The organism is Streptomyces sp. 35G-GA-8 (genome assembly GCF_023534745.1).
Taxonomy (GTDB): Bacteria; Actinomycetota; Actinomycetes; order Streptomycetales; family Streptomycetaceae; genus Streptomyces.
In genome coordinates, this window is sequence record NZ_JAMHJQ010000006.1 from 37524 (window position 1) to 56126 (window position 18603).

The following is an 18603-nucleotide window of genomic DNA, read 5'->3' on the forward strand; positions in this document are numbered from 1 at the left end:
TGCTCAGCTCTTGCGTCCGATGATCAGAACGTCGTCCGGTGTGTCCTCGGGCCCGATCGTCTCGGGGTGGAAACCGGCCTCCTTGAGCCACGCGTGGCAGTCACTGACCGGGTACTCACCGCCGCCGGCGGACCATACGAGCATGCTCAGCGCGGCCAGCGTGGCGTAGAGCGGCGGCGTGCTGTTGCTGACCATCGGGTCGTAGACGATGACCGCGCCCCCCGGCCTGACCGCGTCGTACGCCTTGCGCAGCAGCGTCCGGCGCTCGTCCACACCCCAGTTGTGGAGCACATGACCGAAGATCAGCACATCGGACTCGGGCAGCGGGCCGGCGAAGAAGTCACCGCCGTGGAACGAGACCGCTCCGTCGTCGCCGAGGGCGGCCATGTGGCTGGTGAAGCTCTCCTCCAGCTGTGGCAGATCGAACACCACGCCCTTCAGATGAGGGTGCGTCAGCGCCAGATGGTGCGCGACGTTGCCGCGGGCGCCCCCGACATCGACGAACGAGCCGTAGCCGCTCCAGTCGATCTCGCCCAGGCGTCGCAGGAGGGGAGTGTTGAGCGTATCCATGCTCTCCAGGAATGATTCCGTCGATTCCCTGTCCTGGTAGAGGGTTTCGTACGGGTTGCCCTCCAGCGCGCCGGGATTCTGCGGGGAGCCCGTGCGCAGCGCCGCGCCGAGTCCTTCCCAGGCGGGGTTCAGCTCGCGCTCACAGAACTGGAGATAGCCGCCGATGAATTCGGGGCGTCCGCGCACCAGATACCGTTCGGCGGCCGGGGAGTTACGGAACGTGCCGTCCTCCGAGGCGTGCAGCAGACCCAGCCCGGCGAGCGCCAGAAAGAAGTCACTGGCCCCCGGCATGCGGTAGCCGAGCCGTTCGCTCAGTTCCTCGGCGGTGGCCGAGGAACCGGACAGTTCGGAGAAGAGATCGGACTCCGTCGCGGTAAGCAGAATCTTCGTCTGCCAGAATCCGGTCAACGGTCCCATGACCTGACCGACGGAGGGCTCTTGCGACTCCGGGTCCGAATTTTTCTGGTCACTCATGCGAGGCCCCTCCTGGGAGTAGCGGGACGACTCCGAAACCGAACGGATGTCGGTTCGGGTGCCGGTTCCTGTGGATCCTCGCAGCGGCCGTCCAAGGAACGACCAAAGGCCGCTCAATGTGAACGCGCAATCACTGAAATGAACAGAACGCAATCAGCCGGAAACTAAAGGGAGTAAGGGTGCCGCGGGCATCCTGAAGGCCGGACCCGCATAGGGCGCGGGACCGGCCTTCACTGCCTTGTATTCAGTTCGGCGTCTTTCGGAGCCGCGTTCCGTGTCCTCCCCGGCGGGCCGTTATGTGCGCGTCATGGCGGAGCCGTCGGAGGACGACGCGTCGACCGGGGCGTCGGCCGCGGTGGGGGCCTCGGGGCGGCCGGGCAGCAGCGGAGCGGCGGCAAGAATCACCAGGGTGACCGCGAACACGAACCAGTAGGCGCCCTGGAATCCGTCGAACCCGGTGGCGCCGCCCCCCGCGGCGCCGCTGCCGACCGCCGCCAGGATCAGGGCGACACAGGCGACCCCGAGCGCTCCGCCGAGCTGGTTGAGGTTGTAGACGACGGAGCTGCCCTGCGGCACCTTCTCCGGCGGCAGAGTCCGGTACAGCGACCCCATGGTCGGCGCGCCGACGCCGCCCAGACCCAGGCCGACCGCGAACGCGGCCAGCGCCGACCACACCTCACCGCTGTCCGCGCCGAGACGGGTGAGCGCGACGGAGGCGAGCGCCGCCACGGCCGCTCCGCCCCGTACCAGATTCCGCGCTCCCAGCCGGTCGCTGAGACGTCCGGCGAGAGGCATGGCGAGCGCCGATCCCAGGCCCAGTGGCGCCACCAGCAGTCCGGCGGCGCGGGCGCCGTGTCCGTGCAGCACCTGGTAGTAGAGCGGCAGGGCGAACAGGACCGCGAACGTGGCCAGTCCGACGAGCCCCTGCACGGTCACGCTCGCGGCGAAGCCGCGGCTGCTGAACAGCCGGATGTCGATCAGCGGTTCGGTGCGGCGGATACGCAGCGCGTGGATCACGTATCCGACGAGCAGCGCGACGCCCAGGACCAGCGGGATGAGTACGGAGGGCGCGGCGAACCGCGCGTGCTCGCCCGCCTGCGTGAGGGCGAGCAGGACCGCCGCGAACCCGGGGGCCATCAGCAGGGCGCCCACGACATCGAGACGGGGTCCGGACCCGCGCGCGACGGGCGGACCGGCCGGGATCACCCGCAGCGCGAGCAGCACCGCCACGATCCCGATGGGCAGGTTGATGTAGAACATCGAGCGCCAGCCCATGGATTCGAGCATGACCCCGCCCAGCACGGGGCCGAGTACCGGCCCGAGCGACAGGACCACACCCATCATGCCCATCACGCGGCCCGCCCTGCTGGGGCCCGCCGCACGGGCGAGGATGACGAGGACCAGCGGGTCGACGACGCCGGCGCCGACACCCTGGACGACCCGGAAGGCCACCAGACTCCCCACGTTCCAGGCGAGCGCGGAGGCGAGCGAGCCGACCAGGAACAGCACGAGTCCGAACAGCCAGAGCTTCTTGACCCCGAACCGGCCGACCGCCCAGCTCGTGATGGGGATGGTGACCGTGAGGGCCAGCAGATAGCCGGTCGTCGCCCAACTGATGGCGCTCAGCGAGGTGTCGAACTCGTCGGCGAGGGTATCGGCCGCGACGGTGACCATGGTGCTGTCGAGGATCCCCATGATCCCGCCCAGCAGGGTCACCCCGATGAGCCGTAAGAGTCCGGGATCGAGGCGGTCATCGCTGACTTGAGACATCACTTTCCAACTCCGTTAAGAGCGACACGTGAACGTTTTTGAACCGGGTGGTTCAACATAACGACCCGTCAAGGTCGTCCGCAACTGGCTCGCCCAGAAAGTTGAACCGATGGGTTCAGGTATTGGGGTGGCGCGGTACGATAGCCCGGTGAACGGAGCCAAGACCTCGAACGCGAGCAGACGTGAGGCGCCGCGCGGGCGCATCGACAAGCGGCAGGCGATCCTCGAAGCCGCGTTCAGGACGTTCGCCCGAGAGGGGTACGGACAGTCCTGCGTACGGGAGATCGCGGCCGAGGCGGGCGTGGCCAAGCCCACCATCTACAACCATCTCGGGGACAAGGAAACGCTGTTCCGCGAGGCGATGCTGGCCGCCGTCGGCCGTACGAGCGGCGCGGCGATGGCGGCGCTCGAACAACTCCGGGAGCCCGAGGGCGATGTGCGCCCCGTACTGGAGGAAGCCGGCCACCGCATCCTGAAGAACCACTGCGACCAGGAGTCCCAGGCGCTGCGCCGGCTCCTCAACGCCGAAGCGGCCAGGTTCCCCGATCTGCTGGAGACCATCCAGCGCGAGGGCGCCCGGCGCCTGCACGACGCGCTCGCCGACCGCCTGGCACGTTTCGCGCTCTCCGGACGCCTGCACACCAGCGACCCCGACCTGGCAGCCGAGCAGTTCCTCGCACTGCTCACGGGCCCGATGGACCTGCGTACCCGGCTGGGCACGCGCAAGGTGTCCGACGCCGAACTGCGCACCGTGGGACGGTCCGCCGTCGACACGTTCCTGCGCGCCTACGCTCCCCGGGCCGCGGACCTCCCGTAGGGGCCGTGGAGCCGTGGGCGCCCCGGAGACACTCAAGAACGACAGCGGGAAGAAGGGAACGGGAGAGGCGGGACCATGACCACGACACTGATCACCGGCGCCAACAAGGGTCTTGGACACGAGACCGCCCGGCGTCTGACCGAGGCGGGCCACACGGTCCTCCTGGGGGCACGGGACCCGGGGCGCGGACAAGCGGCCGCCGGACGCATCGGCGCCCGCTTCCTCCAGCTCGACGTGACCAGCGAGGAGTCCGTCCTGGCGGCGGCCGAACGGGTCGGCGAGGAGTTCGGGCACCTGGACGTCCTCGTCAACAACGCCGGAATCACCGGCCCCCTCAAAGAGGCCGAGGACCTGACGGCCGACGACATGAGGACGCTCTACGACACCAACGTGTTCGGAGCCGTCCGGGTCACCCGCGCGTTCCTGGCGCTCCTGCGGGCCGGCAAGACCCCCACCGTGGTGAACGTCAGCAGCGGACTGGGATCGCTGGCCATCGCCGCCGAGCCCGAGCGCTTCGAGTCGCTGCTGCCCGTGTACTACCCGAGCCCGGGGTACAACTCCTCCAAGGCCGCCCTGAACATGATCACCGCGCAGTACGCGAAGGCGTTCCCGGAGATCACGTTCAACGCCGTGGACCCGGGCTGGACCGCCACCGACTTCAACGGCCACCGGGGCGTCCAGACGGTCGAGGAGGGCGCCGAGGTGATCGTCCGTATGGCCAGCAAGGGCGGCGACGGTCCCACCGGCGGCTTCTTCGGGAACTCCGGCCCCGTCCCCTGGTGACGCCGGTGCCCCGGGTGCCCCTGTCCCGGTGAGGTCAGGACTCCGGGCACCGCGTACCGGAAGCGTCACCCACCGCCCCCGCGCCGCCGACCGACCCGGGCGCCGGCAGGATGATGAGCCCGGCCGCCACCGCCTGGGTCACCGCGTCGAGCCGGGAGACCGCGTCCAGTTTGCGGAAGGCGGCGTGCAGATGGCGTTTGACGGTGCCGGTCGTGATGCCGAGGCTGTTGGCCACCTGCTGGTTGGTCATGGCGGTGGCCACTCCGCGCAGCACCTGGGTCTCGCGGCGCGAGAGCGCCGGGACCGGTCTCCTGACGGCGTTCCGTACGGCCGCGGGGGCGAGTGAGCGTACCGCGGCGAGCAGGGTGTCCCAGCCCGCGTCCCGCGGCAGATATCTGTGCACCCCCGCCGCCTCCAGGGCACGCCGGTCCATCAGCGCGCCGCGGGCCGGCAGTGCCAGCACGGCCGATCCCGGGGTGAGACGGCGCAGCGAGCGGACCGTACGGACAACGGCGCTCCCGTCCGCCCAGGGCTCCAGGACGACGACATGGGGGTGCAGAGCCGCCGCCCTGCACAAGGTCTCGTGTTCGCCGGTGGTCTGGCCGAGGACACAGATATCGGCCTGGGTGTGGAACAGCTCTGTCAGAGCGTCGCGCAGTAAGGCGGTCTCGCCGGCGACGAGGACGGAGATATGAGGCATGGTTCCCCTTCGGCAGGTCGGACACCCCGGTCAGGGGTGCTGACTGACATCGAGGTGCGGAATTGCGACACGGCTGTTGGGTGGGCAGCCGTGGGCCCATGCTCGGTGCGGACCTCTCATCGGAGAGGTGCGAGGGGCCCGGTCTGACGGGCGTGGCACCGACATCGCCGGGTGTCCGGCAGAGCGATGAGGCGCCGGCGGGCGGACCCTTCGAAGATCCGCCGCGGCATGAACTCCGGCCGCGCGGCGTCGTGGTGCGCGAGCACGTCGAAAACCCCCCTGGTCGGCGCGTACTGCCGGTCCCGGCGCGAGACAGGTACGCAATGGCGAAACGCGGTGAAATTTTACCGCCGCGGATGACTTTGGCAACTACCCGCATATCCGTCGCGGCATGACCCGGCCACACTCCGCACCGTCCACCCAGGGGCTGTGCCCACAAAATCGGCGGTGGGGGAAGTCGGTTGACGCAAACAGGCGTGAATTGATGCCCGAGGGCGATCGGTACGCACGGCCCGGCCTGGGGGGACATCGGCCCGATCCGTCGAAGCGCGGCGTGAATTGGCGGGATCGATGCGATTGCCGGACGCCCGTTCCTGAGAAGTTCGCGGGAGGAGCGCGGATTTCGGGGCTCAGATGAGACGCGGGCGCTCTCATTGTGCGATCTGTGCGGCGCGAAAGACCCCTCCGCGCGCCGCCGTCTGACAAATGTCACTTCATGTGGGCTTGGCCACATCGGGCACTCGCTCGCGCCCGCGCGCGGCTCTGCAAAAATCGGCTTTGCCCGCAGCCGGGTTGAATGCCATGTGTCGCTATTCCCTTGGGGCCCCGGCCGTTGACGATGTTCTGGAGGAATGAATGAGCGACACACGGCGAGTTGTGCTCATCAGTGGCGCCAGGCCGCGGCATTGGCGCGGCGACCGCGCGGGAATTCGGACGGCGTGGCTGCCATGTGGTCGTCAACAATCTGCGCAATGCCCCCGACGACGGGTTCGCCAAGGAAATCTCTCACATACTGGGATGCTGTCCAGAGGGTGAGACGGAGGGGTGTTCGCCGCCCGTTGAGCGCACTCGGTGTCCAGAGGGACCACATGGGGTAAAAATCCACCAAAGGAGCCTATCCGCGTAAAGTCGTCATATTGTTCCACGGCCTACGAAGGGCTCCGGTCGTCCGAGCACCTGAAGGGCAGCCGCCCGGCGGGGAGAGATCATATGGATGACACACGCGGCGCGGTCTCCGGAGAGGCCTGGGACGTGTCCCCGGGCGGCGTGGGGTGGGCGACGGCCGCGGTCGACGCCGAGGGCGTCATCGCGCGGTGGAGCGCCGGCGCCGAGGCCCTGCTCGGCTACCGGCCGGCCGAAGCCGTGGGACGCGCGGTCGGCGACCTGCTCTCGGCCGATCCGCCCGACTCCGCGCGCCGGGCGCTGGCCGGCGGGGAGCCGTGGAGCGGCAGGCTGATGGCACACCACAGGGACGGCGGCCGACGCGAGGTGCAGCTGCTCGCCTTCCCCCTGCGAACAGGCGAGGAGAGCACCCGCTGGCTGCTGGCCGCCGCCGCGGCCACCCCGGGGCCCCGGCATGACGAGGCCCTGATGCGGCGGGCCTTCACCGAGTCCGGGGTGCCGATCGCGATCTACGGCCCGGACCTGCGGCTGCTGCACGCCAACGGGGAGCTGTGCCGTGTCATCGGCCGCACGGAGGACGACATGCGGGCCCTCGGGACCGGATTCCTGCCCCGGAGCCGCACCAACGCGGATGTCCTGCGGGCACTGCGGACGGTGCTCAGCACGGGCGAGGCGGTGGAATCGCGGACCTTCCACCGGGCATCGGCCGAGAAACGTGATCGCGCCTGGGCACTCTCCCTGGCCCCGCTCAAGGATCCGGCGGGCCGGGTGAGCGCCATCGTGCTCACCGGTTTCGAGATCAGCGAGGAGTACTGGGCCCGGGAAGGGCTCGCCCTGCTGAACGAGGCGGGTATGCGGATCGGCACCACGCTCGACGTGACCCGTACCGCCCAGGAGCTGGCCAGTGCGCCGCTGCCCCGGTTCGCCGACTTCATCAGTGTCGATCTGCTCGACTCGGTGCTGCGCGGTGACGAGCCCGCCCCAGGTCCCGCCTCCGGGGAGGCCCCGATGCGCAGGGTCGCCCACGAGTCCGCCCACGCGCGGGAGGCTCCGGAGGCCGCCATCCGGATCGGGGAGGCCGTGAGCTTCCCGGAAGCCTCGCCCCCCGCCCGCTGTCTGGCCACCGGCCGGGCGGTGCTCACCGGGCCGTGGGACCCCGACTACCTCGCCTGGATGGCACATCGTGGACAGGCCGGCCGGCTTCCCGATCTCGGTGTCCACTCCCTCGTCGCGGCGCCGCTCGTCGCCCGTGGGAACACCCTGGGCGTGGCCCTCTTCTCCCGCCGGAGGGACGCGACGACCTTCACCGAGGACGACCTCACCCTCGCCGAGCAGCTGGTGGGCCGCGCCGCCGTCTGTATCGACAACGCCCGTCGCTACACCCGCGAACGTGGCACCGCCGAGACCCTTCAGCGCAGCCTGCTGCCGCGCGGAATCTCCCCGCAGTCGGCCGTCGAGGTCGCCACCCGCTATCTGCCCGCCGATTCCCAGTACGGCGTGGGCGGCGACTGGTTCGACGTCATCCCGCTCTCCGGCTCCCGGGTGGCACTGGTCGTCGGCGATGTCGTCGGGCACGGCATCCACGCCTCCGCCACCATGGGGCGGCTGCGTACAGCGGTCCGTACGCTCGCGGACATCGATCTGCCCCCGGACGAACTCCTCACCCATCTCGACGATGTGGTGGGGCGGCTCGCCTCGGAGAACACCGACCAGGTCGGTGACGCGGACATCGGCGCCAGCTGTCTGTACGCGGTGTACGACCCGGTGTCCCGCCGTCTCAGCGCGGCCCGCGCCGGCCATCCGCCGCCCGCCCTGGCCACCCCCGACGGCACGGTCAGCCTGCTCGACCTGCCCGGCGGCCCGCCCCTGGGCCTGGGCGATCTGCCCTTCGAGCCGCGCGAGTTCGAGATCCCGGAGGGCAGCACGCTCGTCCTGTACACCGACGGCCTGATCGAGGACCGCGCCCATGACATCACCACCAGCGTCGACGGGCTGTGCGAGATCCTGACGCATCCGTCCCCTTCGCTGGAGACCACCTGCGACACCGTGCTCCGTACGCTGCTCTCGCCCCGCCCCGTGGACGATGTGGCCCTGCTCGTCGCCCGCACGCGCGCCCTCGACGCCAGCCAGGTCGTCACCTGGAACCTGCCCGCCGAGCCCGCGCTGGTCGCCGCCGCCCGTGACCACGCGATCACCCAACTGGCCGCGTGGGGACTGGAAGAGCTGACCTTCACCACCGAGCTGGTGATCAGCGAGCTGTTCACCAACGCCATCCTGCACGCCGAGGGTCCGGTCCAGCTACGGCTGATCCGTGACCGCACGCTCACCTGCGAGGTCTCCGACTCCAGCACCACCGCGCCCCATCTGCGCCGGGCCCGGGTCTACGACGAGGGCGGGCGCGGCCTGCTGCTGGTCGCCCAGCTCACCGATCGCTGGGGAACCCGCCAGATCCCGAGCGGCAAGGCCATCTGGGCGGAACTGGCGCTCCCGGCGGCGTGACCGGTACGGACGGTACGCCCCGCACCGGACGGTACGCCCCGCACCAGGGCGTACCGTCCGTACCGGAACCGAGCCGTCGCCGTCAGGCTCCGTCCAGTGCCGCGGAGACGACGCTCCTGGCCTCCTCCTGCACCCGGCCGAGATGATCGGGCCCCTGGAAGGACTCGGCGTAGATCTTGTAGACGTCCTCCGTGCCCGAGGGGCGCGCGGCGAACCAGGCGTTCTCCGTGGTCACCTTGATGCCGCCGATGGGCGCGCCATTGCCCGGCGCCTCGGTGAGCACTGCCGTGACCCGCTCCCCGGCGAGGGTGTCCGCCGTGACCTGCTCAGGTGAGAGCCGGGCCAGGACCGCCTTCTCCGCCGGGGTCGCCGGGGCGTCGATACGGGCGTAGGCGGGCTCGCCGAAGCGGCTCGTGAGCGTCGCGTAGTGCTCCGAGGGCGTCCTGCCGGTCACCGCGAGGATCTCGGAGGCGAGGAGGGCCAGAATGATGCCGTCCTTGTCGGTGGTCCACACCGAGCCGTCGCGGCGCAGGAAGGACGCCCCGGCCGACTCCTCACCGCCGAAGCCGAGCGAGCCGCCGATCAGCCCGTCCACGAACCACTTGAAACCGACGGGCACTTCGACCAGTTCACGGCCGAGGTCGGCGGCGACCCGGTCGATCATCCCGGACGAGACCAGCGTCTTGCCGACGCCCGCCCCGGCGGGCCAGCGCTCACGGTGGGCGTAGAGATAGGCGATGGCGGCGGCGAGATAGTGATTGGGATTCATCAGCCCGGCGTCCGGGGTGACGATGCCGTGCCGGTCGGCGTCGGCGTCATTGCCGGTGGCGATCTGGTACTCGTCGCGCCGCTCGATCAACGAGGCCATCGCGTACGGCGACGAGCAGTCCATCCGGATCCTGCCGTCCCAGTCCAGCGTCATGAACCGCCACGTGGGGTCGGTGAGCGGATTGACCACCGTCAGATCGAGCCGGTGCTCCTCGGCGATCCGGCTCCAGTACGCCACCGACGCGCCGCCCAGCGGGTCCGCGCCGATGCGTACACCCGCGGTGCGCACCGCGTCCAGATCGAGTACGGCCGGCAGATCCGCCACATACGTCCCGAGGAAGTCGTGACGCCCGGTGGACGGCGCGGCCAGCGCACGGGCGTAGGGCATGCGCCGTACGTCCTTCAGACCGCCCGCGATGATCTCGTTGGCCCGGTCCTGGATCCAGTTGGTCGCGTCCGAGCCCGCCGGGCCGCCGCTCGGCGGGTTGTATTTGAACCCGCCGTCACCGGGCGGGTTGTGGGACGGGGTGACGACCACACCGTCCGCCAGGCCCGCGGAACGGCCGCGGTTGTGGGTGAGGATGGCGTGGGACACGGCGGGAGTGGGGGTGTAGCCGTCGGCGCTGTCGATGAGCACGGCCACATCATTCGCGGCGAACACCTCGACGGCCGTGACCCGCGCGGGCTCGGAGAGCGCGTGGGTGTCGGCGCCGAGGAAGAGCGGCCCGTCGGTGCCCTGCCGGCTCCGGTACTCACAGATCGCCTGGCTGGTCGCCGCGATGTGGTCCTCGTTGAAGGCGGTGGCCAGGGACGAACCGCGGTGCCCGGAGGTCCCGAACGCCACGCGCTGGCCCGGTTCCCCCGGATCGGGGTGCAGCGCGTAGTACGCGGTCACCAGCCGGGCGACATCGATGAGATCCTCCGGCCGCGCCTGCTGTCCCGCTCGTTCGTGTGCCATCTGCGCACTCCTCCATCTGGGTTGTCACGGTCGGCTCGTAGGTTCATCTTCCCGGGTCGCCGTCACGCCGTACGGACGCCCCGCCGACCCGTGTTCCCGGACGCCAGGGGGGTGTTCGATACCATGATGAACGGCGGCTTCCGCGCGTTCCCCGGATCTTCTCCGGCGTCGTACCCACATCGTCGAAGGGGCGAGGATGGCTACCATCAGGGACGTCGCACGGCGGGCGGGGGTCGCGCCGAGCACCGTCTCGTACGTCTTCAACGGCTCCCGCAGTATCTCCGAGGAGACACGCCGGCGCGTACAGGAAGCCGTCGACGCCCTCGGCTACCACCCCCGGGCGAGTGCGCGGACGCTGCGCAGCAGCCGTACGCAGGTGCTCGCCCTGGCGCTGCCCCGGGCGGCCGGACTCCAGAACTCCGTGGACGGCCGGTTCGCGATCGACGTCAGCGACGCCGCCAACGCGCTCGGCTACGACCTCCTGTTGACCACATCCCAGGACAAGGCCGGCGGGCTGCGGCGGGTGGCGCTCAGCGGGCTCGCCGACGCGGCGGTGCTGATGGCCGTCGACATGGAGGACGAACGGATCGACGTCGTACGGGAACTGGCCTTCCCCGCCGCGCTCATCGGGCGGCCCGCCGACGAGGACGCCCTGCCGTGGACCGATCTGGACTGGGAGGAGGCCGCGGCCCTCGCGGTGGGTGAACTGGCCGCGGCGGGACACCGCGAGATGGTGTATCTGGCGCCGGGTGAATCGGAGGTCCGGAGCCGGCGCAGTTACGCGCTCCGCGGGATCGCCGGCGCCCGCCGGGGCGCGCGTACCACCGGCGCCGCCGTCAGGGTGGTCCACTCCGTCGATGACCCGGGCAGACTGGCCCGTCGGCTCGGCGCGCTGCTCGGGGACCGCGCGGACCGGGGAGCCGAGGGGCCGGCGACCGCCCTGATCGTGCAGCATCCCTCGGCGCATCATCACATTCTGGCGTCCATGACCGCGGCCGGTCTACGGGTCCCCGAGGACCTCACCGTCGTGGTGATCGGCACCCTGCCCGGCGATCCGTCGAGCCGTCGGCTGCCCCGGATCGAGCTGCCCGTCGAGACGCTCGCCACCGAGGTCACCCGGCTCGCCGTGAACGCCGCCGAGGCGCTGCGCGAGGCCACCGGGCGGGGCGGGGAGGCCGGCCCACGGCTGCTCGCCGCGTCCGTGGGCCATCTGCTGATACGTCCGGTACTGCTGCCGGGCACCGACCCCCTCGGCTCGCCGACGCGCTGAGTCCGTCGGCCGAATGCCCCGCGTGGCAAGCCTGTTTAGCCCGGCGGCAGCGGCGGCCCGGCCGGCTGATCCGGGGTTCAGAAACACGCGTCGAGCGCCTAGCATCGTCGCATCGTCAAATCGAATCGATTCGATTCCGCTCGGTTCGGTTGTACGACGCGACACCTCCACCCCGCCGCCCCGGATCGAGGAGCAGGAGCACTGATGAAGTTCACCGACGGTCACTGGCAGCTGCGCGCCGGTGTCACCGCGCACTACGCGGTCTCCGTGGCCGACGCCGTGGTGGCCGATGACCGGTTCACGCTCTACGCGCCCGTCACCCGGGTCACCCATCGCGGCGATACGCTCAACAGCCCGCTGCTGACCGTCGAGTGCTGGTCCCCGGCGGAGGGAGTGATCGGCGTCCGCTGCACCCACCACGGCGGAGGAGGCCGCCGGCACCCGGAGTTCGCGCTCGCCTCCGGGCAGGACGGCCCGCCGGCCAAGGTGGTCAGGGAGGGCTCGACGGTCGAGCTCGTCTCCGGTGAGCTCTCCCTGCGGACCGACACCGCCGCCCCCTGGCAGCTGGACTTCATCGCCGACGGGCAGGTACTGACCTCGATCGGCCGGCGCGGCACCGGCTTCATGACCGACGCCGACAGCCGCCACTTCATGCTCGCGCAACTGGCGCTCGGGGTCGGCGAGGGCGTGTACGGGCTCGGTGAGCGGTTCACTCCGTTCACCAGGAACGGCCAGAGCGTCGACCTGTGGCAGGCGGACGGCGGCACCAGCAGCGAACAGGCGTACAAGAACGTGCCGTTCCATCTCAGCGACCGCGGCTACGGAGTCTTCGTCAACCATCCCGGCCGGGTGTCCTACGAGGTGGGTTCCGAGGCGGTCGGACAGGTCCAGTTCAGCGTCGAGGACCAGACGCTGGAGTTCTTCGTCGTCCACGGCAACGGCCCCCGGGACGTCCTGGCCCGCTACACCGCGCTCACCGGCCGCCCCGCGCTGCCGCCCGCCTGGTCCTTCGGCCTGTGGCTGTCCACCTCCTTCACCACCGCGTACGACGAGGCGACGGTGCACCGCTTCGTGTCGGGGATGGCCGACTCGGGGATCCCGCTCAGCGTCTTCCACTTCGACTGCTTCTGGATGCGCGAGTACCAGTGGAGCGACCTCGTCTGGGACCCGGCGGTCTTCCCCGACCCCGAGGGCATGCTCGCCCGGCTCAAGGAGCGCGGGCTGCGCGTCTGCGTCTGGATCAATCCGTATATCGCGCAGAAGTCCCCGCTGTTCGCCGAGGGGATGGCCGCGGGGCATCTGCTGAAGAGGCCCGACGGTTCCGTCTGGCAGTGGGACAGCTGGCAGCCAGGCATGGCGCTGGTCGACTTCACCGATCCGGCCGCCCGCGACTGGTACGCGGGGAAGCTGCGGCTCCTGCTCGACCAGGGGGTGGACTGCTTCAAGACCGACTTCGGCGAACGTGTCCCCACCGATGTGGTGTGGTCCGACGGCGCCGATCCCGAGCGTATGCACAACTACTACACGCAGTTGTACAACGAGACCGTCTTCGAGCTGCTGCGCGAAGAGCGCGGCGAGGGCGAGGCCGTCGTCTTCGCGCGCTCCGCGACGGCGGGCGGGCAGCGGCTGCCGGTGCACTGGGGCGGTGACTGCGAGTCGACCTTCGAGGCCATGGCCGAGTCGCTGCGCGGCGGACTCTCGCTCGGCCTGTCCGGCTTCGGCTTCTGGAGCCATGACATCGGCGGGTTCGAGGGCACTCCGACGCCCGCGCTCTTCAAGCGCTGGGTGCAGTTCGGGCTGCTGTCCTCGCACAGCCGGCTGCACGGCAGCAAGTCGTACCGCGTGCCGTGGGACTACGGCGAGGAGGCCGTCTCCGTCACCCGTGCCTTCACCCGGCTCAAGCACCGGCTGATGCCGTATCTGTACCGCGCCGCGGTCCAGGCCAGGGACACCGGCACGCCCGTGATGCGCGCCATGCTGCTGGAGTTCCCCGACGACCCCGCCTGCCGCGCGCTGGACCGGCAGTACATGCTCGGCGACGATCTGCTCGTGGCGCCCGTCTTCACCGAGGACGGCACGGTCGAGTACTACGTACCTGCGGGCATCTGGACCCATGTCCTCACCGGCGCGCGGGTGACGGGCCCCGGCTGGCGCCGTGAGACACATGGCTTCGACACGCTGCCGCTGCTGGCGCGGCCCGGCGCGGTGATCCCGTTCGGCGCGGTGGACGAGGGACCGGAGTACGCGTGGGCGGACGGGGTGACGCTGTGCGTGTACGCCCCGGTGGACGGAGCGGACGCGGCGAACGGTACGGCGGAGACCGTCACCGCCGTCCCGGCCCAGGACGGCTCCGGCGACGCGGCGGTCTTCACCGTCCGGCGTTCGGGCGCGGAGGTCGTCGTCGAGACCGGGAGCGAGCTGCCCTGGAACGTACTGCTCGTGGGAGCCGCCGCCACCGGCGACGCGGTCACCGACCCGCTCGGCGCGCGGTACCACTGCCCGGCGGGCACCCACCGGCTCACGGTCGGGGACCGGCGCGGATGACGGACGGGGCGGTGCCACCGGCCAGGAGCCGGCGACACCGCCCCGATACGTGCCGCACGGTACGTTCAGCGGTACGTTTCGGTGTCTGCGTCAGCAACTGAGATTGCCGCCGGTCCCCACCCCGAGGATCTGGGTGAAGCTCGTGTAATTGTTGATCCGGCTCTGCACCTGGCCGGGGTTTCCGCCATTGCATTCGATGCTGCCGTTGATGCTGCGGATGGTCTCGCCGAATCCGGCGCCATTCACCATCGCGTTGTGCGGTGTCATGGTTCCGGGCCCGCTCTGGGTGTTCCAGTACCAGAGACCGGTCTTCCACGCCACGGCCGAGTCGTTCTGCACGAGATCCGGGTTGTTCAGCAGATCGATACCGAGCGCGTCGCCCGCGCTCTTGTAGTTGAAGTTCCAGCTGAGCTGAATCGGCCCGCGCCCGTAGTACTTGTCGTTTCCGGCGGGACAGCCATAGGGCTGCGACGCATCGCAATAGTGCGGGTAATTCGCGGTGTTCTGCTCCACGATATGGACCAGACCACCGGTCTCGTGGCTGACATTGGCCAGGAACGCCGCGGCTTCCTGTTTGCGTACGGTGTCGCTGCCCGTACCGGCGAAACCGGGATAGGCGCTGAGCGCGGCGGTCAGACCGCTGTACGTGTAGAACGGGTTCCGGTTCGGGAACATCTGGTTGAACTGGCCCTCGCTGACGACGAAATCGGCCGCCGCCCGCGGTGACGGGGACGACGGCCGCGCCACCGAGGAGGGCGCGAGGGAGAGCAGGGAGAACGCGGCGGCGGCGGCCGTCGCGGTGACCAGCCCGATGAGGCGCTGACGCATGAGTGACTCACTCTCTGGTTCCGGCCGCCGGACGCGTGGCGGCCCATGCGTATGTGGTGGGGGGTGGTGGCGGTGGAAGAGGCGGCGATGGCGGGCGCGGGTGAGCCCCGAGTGGGGTGTCAGGGGCTCACCCGGCCCATGGGGGAGCCTTTCGCTCAGCCGCCGACGTTCACATCGATGCAGGCGTAGAAGGCGTTCGAGGTGTCGGCGATGTTCCACACCGCCAGGACCTTCTGCTTGCCCGACAGGCCGCCGAAGTTCACCTGATGGGTCACGGTCGCGCCCGGCTGCGCGCCGTTGTCGTTGAATTCGGCTATCTTCCGGCCGCTCGCGAAGTACTGCCAGGTGCTGGTGGAATGACGCGCGGTCAGCTTCCACTGGAATGACGTGGAACTGCCGACGGGAGTGACGGTCCAGCCCTTGGAGTCGTCGTCGAGGTCGGAGAACCGGGAGTTCCCGCCGCTGCAACTGGTGAGCCCCTTGGGCCCTTCCACGCTCTGCGGCTCATACTTGATGTCACCGCAGCTGACGGTTCCCGCGGCGCACTGCGCCTGCCGGCTCGGCGGCGTGGAGATATATCCGTGGGCGCTCGCGGAACTCGCGGGAAGGCTCACGGCGAGAACGGGAGCGACGACGGCGCCGAGTACGGCGGCCAGCTTCCTTTTCGTGTGCATGGGTACTCCTTCACATCAGGTCTTCCCGCGATCGCCGAATCCGTGGGGGAATCCGGGAACAGCGGGTCGGCCTCTCGAGTGTGGGGCCAAGAGGCGCGAAGGGCGGCGGTGGATTCTGTTCGCGGACGCGGTGAAATGACGTTGCATCCGGAAAGGTCTCGACCACTTGGCCTAGACCATACAGGTCGACGTGCCCCCGTCAAGAGGGTTGCGGGGAATGGTCAGTTGAGGCGACGGAGGGCGGGGCACGCCGGGCAAAAGCCCTGAGCGGCTAGATTTCTGACGGAGCGTATAAAATGGCCGCATTTGCCGGGTTTCACTGATGTTCACGCCCTCTGGGGGGACGCATGACTTCGCGGAGCGGTACGGAAGTGAAAGACCCGGGAAGCCAGGACAGAGCCGGTCGGCTACGGCGGCTGGGGGAGTGGTGCGCCCGGCACTTCATCACCGTCATCGTTGTCTGGCTCATCGCACTCGGCGGCCTGCACGGACTCAATGCCGCGTTCGGCGGCACCTACTCCGACAACTTCTCGCTCCCCGGTACGCAGTCGGACGAGGGCGCGCGGGTGCTCGGCCGGCATCTCCCGGGGGCGGCCGGCATCGGCGCCCAGGTGGTGCTGTACGACGCGCGGGGGCCGCTGACCGGCGTACGGAGCCAGATCGACGAGGCGGTCGGCTCGCTACGGACGCTCCCGCACGTACTGTCCGTCACGAGCCCGCTGCCCCCGACGCCCTCCGCACCGCCCACCGGGGCGCTGACACCCGACGGCAGAACCGGCTACATCGGCATCCAGTTCGACGCCAACCCCACCTCGTTCGGCAGCTCCTATCTCCGCGGGGTCGACGCGGCGGTCCAGCCGCTGCGCGCCGCCGGTGTGCAGGTCGAGTACGGGGGCCTGCTCGGCGAACTGGCCCGGCCCGTGCCCACCGATCTGACCAGCGAGGCCATCGGATTCGCCGTGGCGGTGATCGTCCTGCTGATCGGCTTCGGCAGTATCATCGGCGCCGCGATTCCGCTGGTCACCGCGCTGGTCGGGGTCATCGTCGGGGTGAGCTGTCTGGGTCTGATCGCCGCGGCCACCACCTTCGCCAGTGTCTCGCCGACCCTCGCCACCATGATCGGTCTGGGCGTCGGGATCGATTACGCGCTGTTTCTGATCACCCGTCACCGGCAGCGGCTCCTGGACGGGGCCGACCCGGTGACGGCGGCCGGCCGGGCGGTCGCCACCAGCGGCCGTGCCGTCATCGTCTCGGGCTGCACCGTCATCGTCGCGCTCGCCGGGCTGTATGTGTCGCAGATCGGCTTCATCGGAAAGCTGGGCGTCGCCGCCGCCGTCACGGTCGTCACCGCCGTCATCGGTGCCATCACGCTGGTACCCGCGCTGCTCGGACTCGCCGGGCGCCGTATCGACCGCTACTGGGTCCGCCGGCCGGTCGCGGAACGCGACCCGGCGCCACGCCCGGAACGTGGCCCGGCCCCGGAACGTGACCCCGCGCGGGCCCCGGACAGTGTGAAGCGCGGGGAACCCGCGGAGCGCCCGGAACCGGCCGACGGGGCGGCGCACGACGGCTGGCACCGGTACGCGCAGCGGATGGAACGCCACCCCTGGTGGTTCCTGCTCGCCGGACTCGTGGCGGTGGGCGTGCTCGCGATCCCGCTCTTCTCCATCCGTCTCGGACACATCGACGACGGCGCCGACCCCACCAGCTTCACCGACCGGCGCGCCTACGACCTGATCTCGGCCGGCTTCGGACCGGGCGCCAACGGGCCGTTCATCCTCGTCGTCGACCAGAGCGCGGTGCCGGCGGCCGACCGCCCCGCGCTGGCATCCCGGCTCGATCGGGCGCTCACCGATGTCCCGGACGCGGCCAGCATCACACCCGTCCAGCCCACCCCCGACGGTCAGTTGCTCACCGCCACGGCGATCCCCAGTGGCTCTCCGCAGTCGGCGGGGAGCACCGAGCTCTTCCACCATCTCAAGGACGACGTCCTGCCGGGAGCCGTGTCGGGCACCGGCGCGAAGACGTATGTGACAGGTGTGAGCGCCGCCATGGAGGACTTCCTCGATCTCATCACCGGCCGGCTGCCGCTCATCATCGGCGTCGTCGTCGCCCTGGCCTTCCTCATCATCCTGATCGTGTTCCGGGGCCTGCCGGTGGCTCTCAAGGCCGCCGTGCTCAATCTGCTGTCGATCGCCGCGTCGTACGGAGTGGTGGTCGCCGTCTTCCAATGGGGCTGGGGCGGGCCCTCGTTGGGCATCTCGGGGACGGTGCCGATCGAGAGCTATGTGCCGATGATGATGTTCGCCATCGTCTTCGGACTGAGCATGGACTACGAGGTGTTCCTGCTCGCGCGGGTCCAGGAGGCCTGGCTGCGTACCCACGAGAGCAAGGGAAGCGTGGCGCTCGGTCTGGAGATCACGGCGCGGGTGATCAGCTGCGCCGCGCTCATCATGGTCAGCGTCTTCGCCGCGTTCATCCTGAGCGACAACATCGTGGTGAAGATGCTGGGCCTCGGTCTGGCGGTCAGTGTTCTCATCGACGCCACGATCGTCCGCCTGCTGCTCGTGCCCGCGGTGATGACACTGCTCGGGAGCAGCGCCTGGTGGCTGCCCCGGTGGCTGGACCGGATCCTGCCCCAGGTGGACAGGGAGGGCGACGGGGCGTCACCGTACCCCCGGAGCCTGCCCGACGGACGGCCGGGGGCCGGGGTCAAGGGTCCGCCTCGCTGAGCCGGTCGCGCACGTTGACGTGGCCGCGTCATGGTCGTACCGTCCGGTAGCGCTCACTCTCACGCACTCGTCCGCCTTCATCCGCGTCGCCCGA

12 protein-coding genes are annotated in these 18603 nt (G+C 70.1%); 6 read left to right on the plus strand and 6 right to left on the minus strand.

The window, feature by feature from the left end; all coding sequences use genetic code 11:
• Positions 1-3 precede the first annotated feature (3 nt).
• Positions 4-1044, minus strand: a complete 1041-nt coding sequence (locus M1203_RS14480) for an acetylserotonin O-methyltransferase (protein ID WP_249950083.1) — start codon at positions 1042-1044, stop codon at positions 4-6.
• A 294-nt stretch (positions 1045-1338) separates the two neighbouring features.
• Positions 1339-2814 carry a DHA2 family efflux MFS transporter permease subunit gene (locus M1203_RS14485; RefSeq protein WP_249950084.1) on the minus strand — a complete coding sequence of 492 codons (1476 nt, stop codon included), beginning with the start codon at positions 2812-2814 and terminating at the stop codon, positions 1339-1341.
• Between the two features lie 148 nt (positions 2815-2962).
• On the opposite strand from M1203_RS14485, the gene M1203_RS14490 reads away from it, so the two are divergent.
• Both M1203_RS14490 and M1203_RS14495 read left to right on the plus strand, forming a co-directional pair.
• Positions 2963-3631, plus strand: a complete 669-nt coding sequence (locus M1203_RS14490) for a TetR/AcrR family transcriptional regulator (RefSeq protein ID WP_249950085.1) — start codon at positions 2963-2965, stop codon at positions 3629-3631.
• A 75-nt stretch (positions 3632-3706) separates the two neighbouring features.
• Positions 3707-4414: an SDR family oxidoreductase gene (locus M1203_RS14495; protein ID WP_249950086.1), complete on the plus strand. Its 708-nt coding sequence runs from the start codon at positions 3707-3709 to the stop codon at positions 4412-4414.
• 34 nt (positions 4415-4448) lie between these two features.
• Here the strand turns inward: M1203_RS14495 and M1203_RS14500 are convergent, their stop codons facing one another.
• Positions 4449-5114 carry a response regulator transcription factor gene (locus M1203_RS14500; RefSeq protein WP_249950087.1) on the minus strand — a complete coding sequence of 222 codons (666 nt, stop codon included), beginning with the start codon at positions 5112-5114 and terminating at the stop codon, positions 4449-4451.
• Positions 5115-6323: 1209 nt separating this feature from the next.
• Between M1203_RS14500 and M1203_RS14505 the strand changes: the two genes are divergently transcribed.
• Positions 6324-8735 (plus strand): SpoIIE family protein phosphatase, encoded by a 2412-nt coding sequence (locus tag M1203_RS14505; protein ID WP_249950088.1) that lies wholly within the window; start codon positions 6324-6326, stop codon positions 8733-8735.
• An 82-nt stretch (positions 8736-8817) separates the two neighbouring features.
• On the opposite strand, the gene pgm is transcribed toward M1203_RS14505, so the two are convergent.
• Positions 8818-10461 carry a phosphoglucomutase (alpha-D-glucose-1,6-bisphosphate-dependent) gene (pgm, locus tag M1203_RS14510; protein WP_249950089.1) on the minus strand — a complete coding sequence of 548 codons (1644 nt, stop codon included), beginning with the start codon at positions 10459-10461 and terminating at the stop codon, positions 8818-8820.
• Positions 10462-10657: 196 nt separating this feature from the next.
• Here pgm and M1203_RS14515 point away from each other — a divergent pair, with 196 nt between their 5' ends.
• Together M1203_RS14515 and yicI are read left to right on the plus strand one after the other, a co-directional pair.
• Positions 10658-11731, plus strand: coding sequence for a LacI family DNA-binding transcriptional regulator (locus M1203_RS14515; RefSeq protein WP_249950090.1), 1074 nt, complete (start codon positions 10658-10660; stop codon positions 11729-11731).
• A 204-nt stretch (positions 11732-11935) separates the two neighbouring features.
• A complete protein-coding gene (yicI, locus tag M1203_RS14520; RefSeq protein ID WP_249950091.1) occupies positions 11936-14275 on the plus strand; it encodes an alpha-xylosidase in 2340 nt (779 codons plus the stop codon).
• A gap of 90 nt (positions 14276-14365) precedes the next feature.
• On the opposite strand, the gene M1203_RS14525 is transcribed toward yicI, so the two are convergent.
• Both M1203_RS14525 and M1203_RS14530 read right to left on the minus strand, forming a co-directional pair.
• On the minus strand, positions 14366-15103 hold the full coding sequence (locus M1203_RS14525; protein ID WP_249950092.1) for a chitinase: 738 nt from the start codon (positions 15101-15103) through the stop codon (positions 14366-14368).
• Positions 15104-15258: 155 nt separating this feature from the next.
• Positions 15259-15777: a lytic polysaccharide monooxygenase auxiliary activity family 9 protein gene (locus M1203_RS14530; RefSeq protein WP_249950093.1), complete on the minus strand. Its 519-nt coding sequence runs from the start codon at positions 15775-15777 to the stop codon at positions 15259-15261.
• Between the two features lie 347 nt (positions 15778-16124).
• On the opposite strand from M1203_RS14530, the gene M1203_RS14535 reads away from it, so the two are divergent.
• Complete coding sequence (locus M1203_RS14535) at positions 16125-18509, plus strand: MMPL family transporter (protein WP_249950094.1); 2385 nt, start codon at positions 16125-16127, stop codon at positions 18507-18509.
• The last annotated feature ends 94 nt before the right edge of the window (positions 18510-18603 follow it).

What these genes read in the sequence shown, in the direction of transcription:
- M1203_RS14505 (WP_249950088.1), top strand. Translation starts at nt 6,324, where the DNA reads ATGGATGACACACGCGGCGCGGTCTCCGGAGAGGCCTGGGACGTGTCC.
- M1203_RS14515 (WP_249950090.1), top strand. Translation starts at nt 10,658, where the DNA reads ATGGCTACCATCAGGGACGTCGCACGGCGGGCGGGGGTCGCGCCGAGC.
- yicI (WP_249950091.1), top strand. Translation starts at nt 11,936, where the DNA reads ATGAAGTTCACCGACGGTCACTGGCAGCTGCGCGCCGGTGTCACCGCG.
- M1203_RS14495 (WP_249950086.1), top strand. Translation starts at nt 3,707, where the DNA reads ATGACCACGACACTGATCACCGGCGCCAACAAGGGTCTTGGACACGAG.
- M1203_RS14485 (WP_249950084.1), bottom strand. Translation starts at nt 2,814, where the DNA reads ATGTCTCAAGTCAGCGATGACCGCCTCGATCCCGGACTCTTACGGCTC.
- pgm (WP_249950089.1), bottom strand. Translation starts at nt 10,461, where the DNA reads ATGGCACACGAACGAGCGGGACAGCAGGCGCGGCCGGAGGATCTCATC.
- M1203_RS14500 (WP_249950087.1), bottom strand. Translation starts at nt 5,114, where the DNA reads ATGCCTCATATCTCCGTCCTCGTCGCCGGCGAGACCGCCTTACTGCGC.
- M1203_RS14480 (WP_249950083.1), bottom strand. Translation starts at nt 1,044, where the DNA reads ATGAGTGACCAGAAAAATTCGGACCCGGAGTCGCAAGAGCCCTCCGTC.
- M1203_RS14525 (WP_249950092.1), bottom strand. Translation starts at nt 15,103, where the DNA reads ATGCGTCAGCGCCTCATCGGGCTGGTCACCGCGACGGCCGCCGCCGCC.
- M1203_RS14530 (WP_249950093.1), bottom strand. Translation starts at nt 15,777, where the DNA reads ATGCACACGAAAAGGAAGCTGGCCGCCGTACTCGGCGCCGTCGTCGCT.
- M1203_RS14535 (WP_249950094.1), top strand. Translation starts at nt 16,125, where the DNA reads ATGACTTCGCGGAGCGGTACGGAAGTGAAAGACCCGGGAAGCCAGGAC.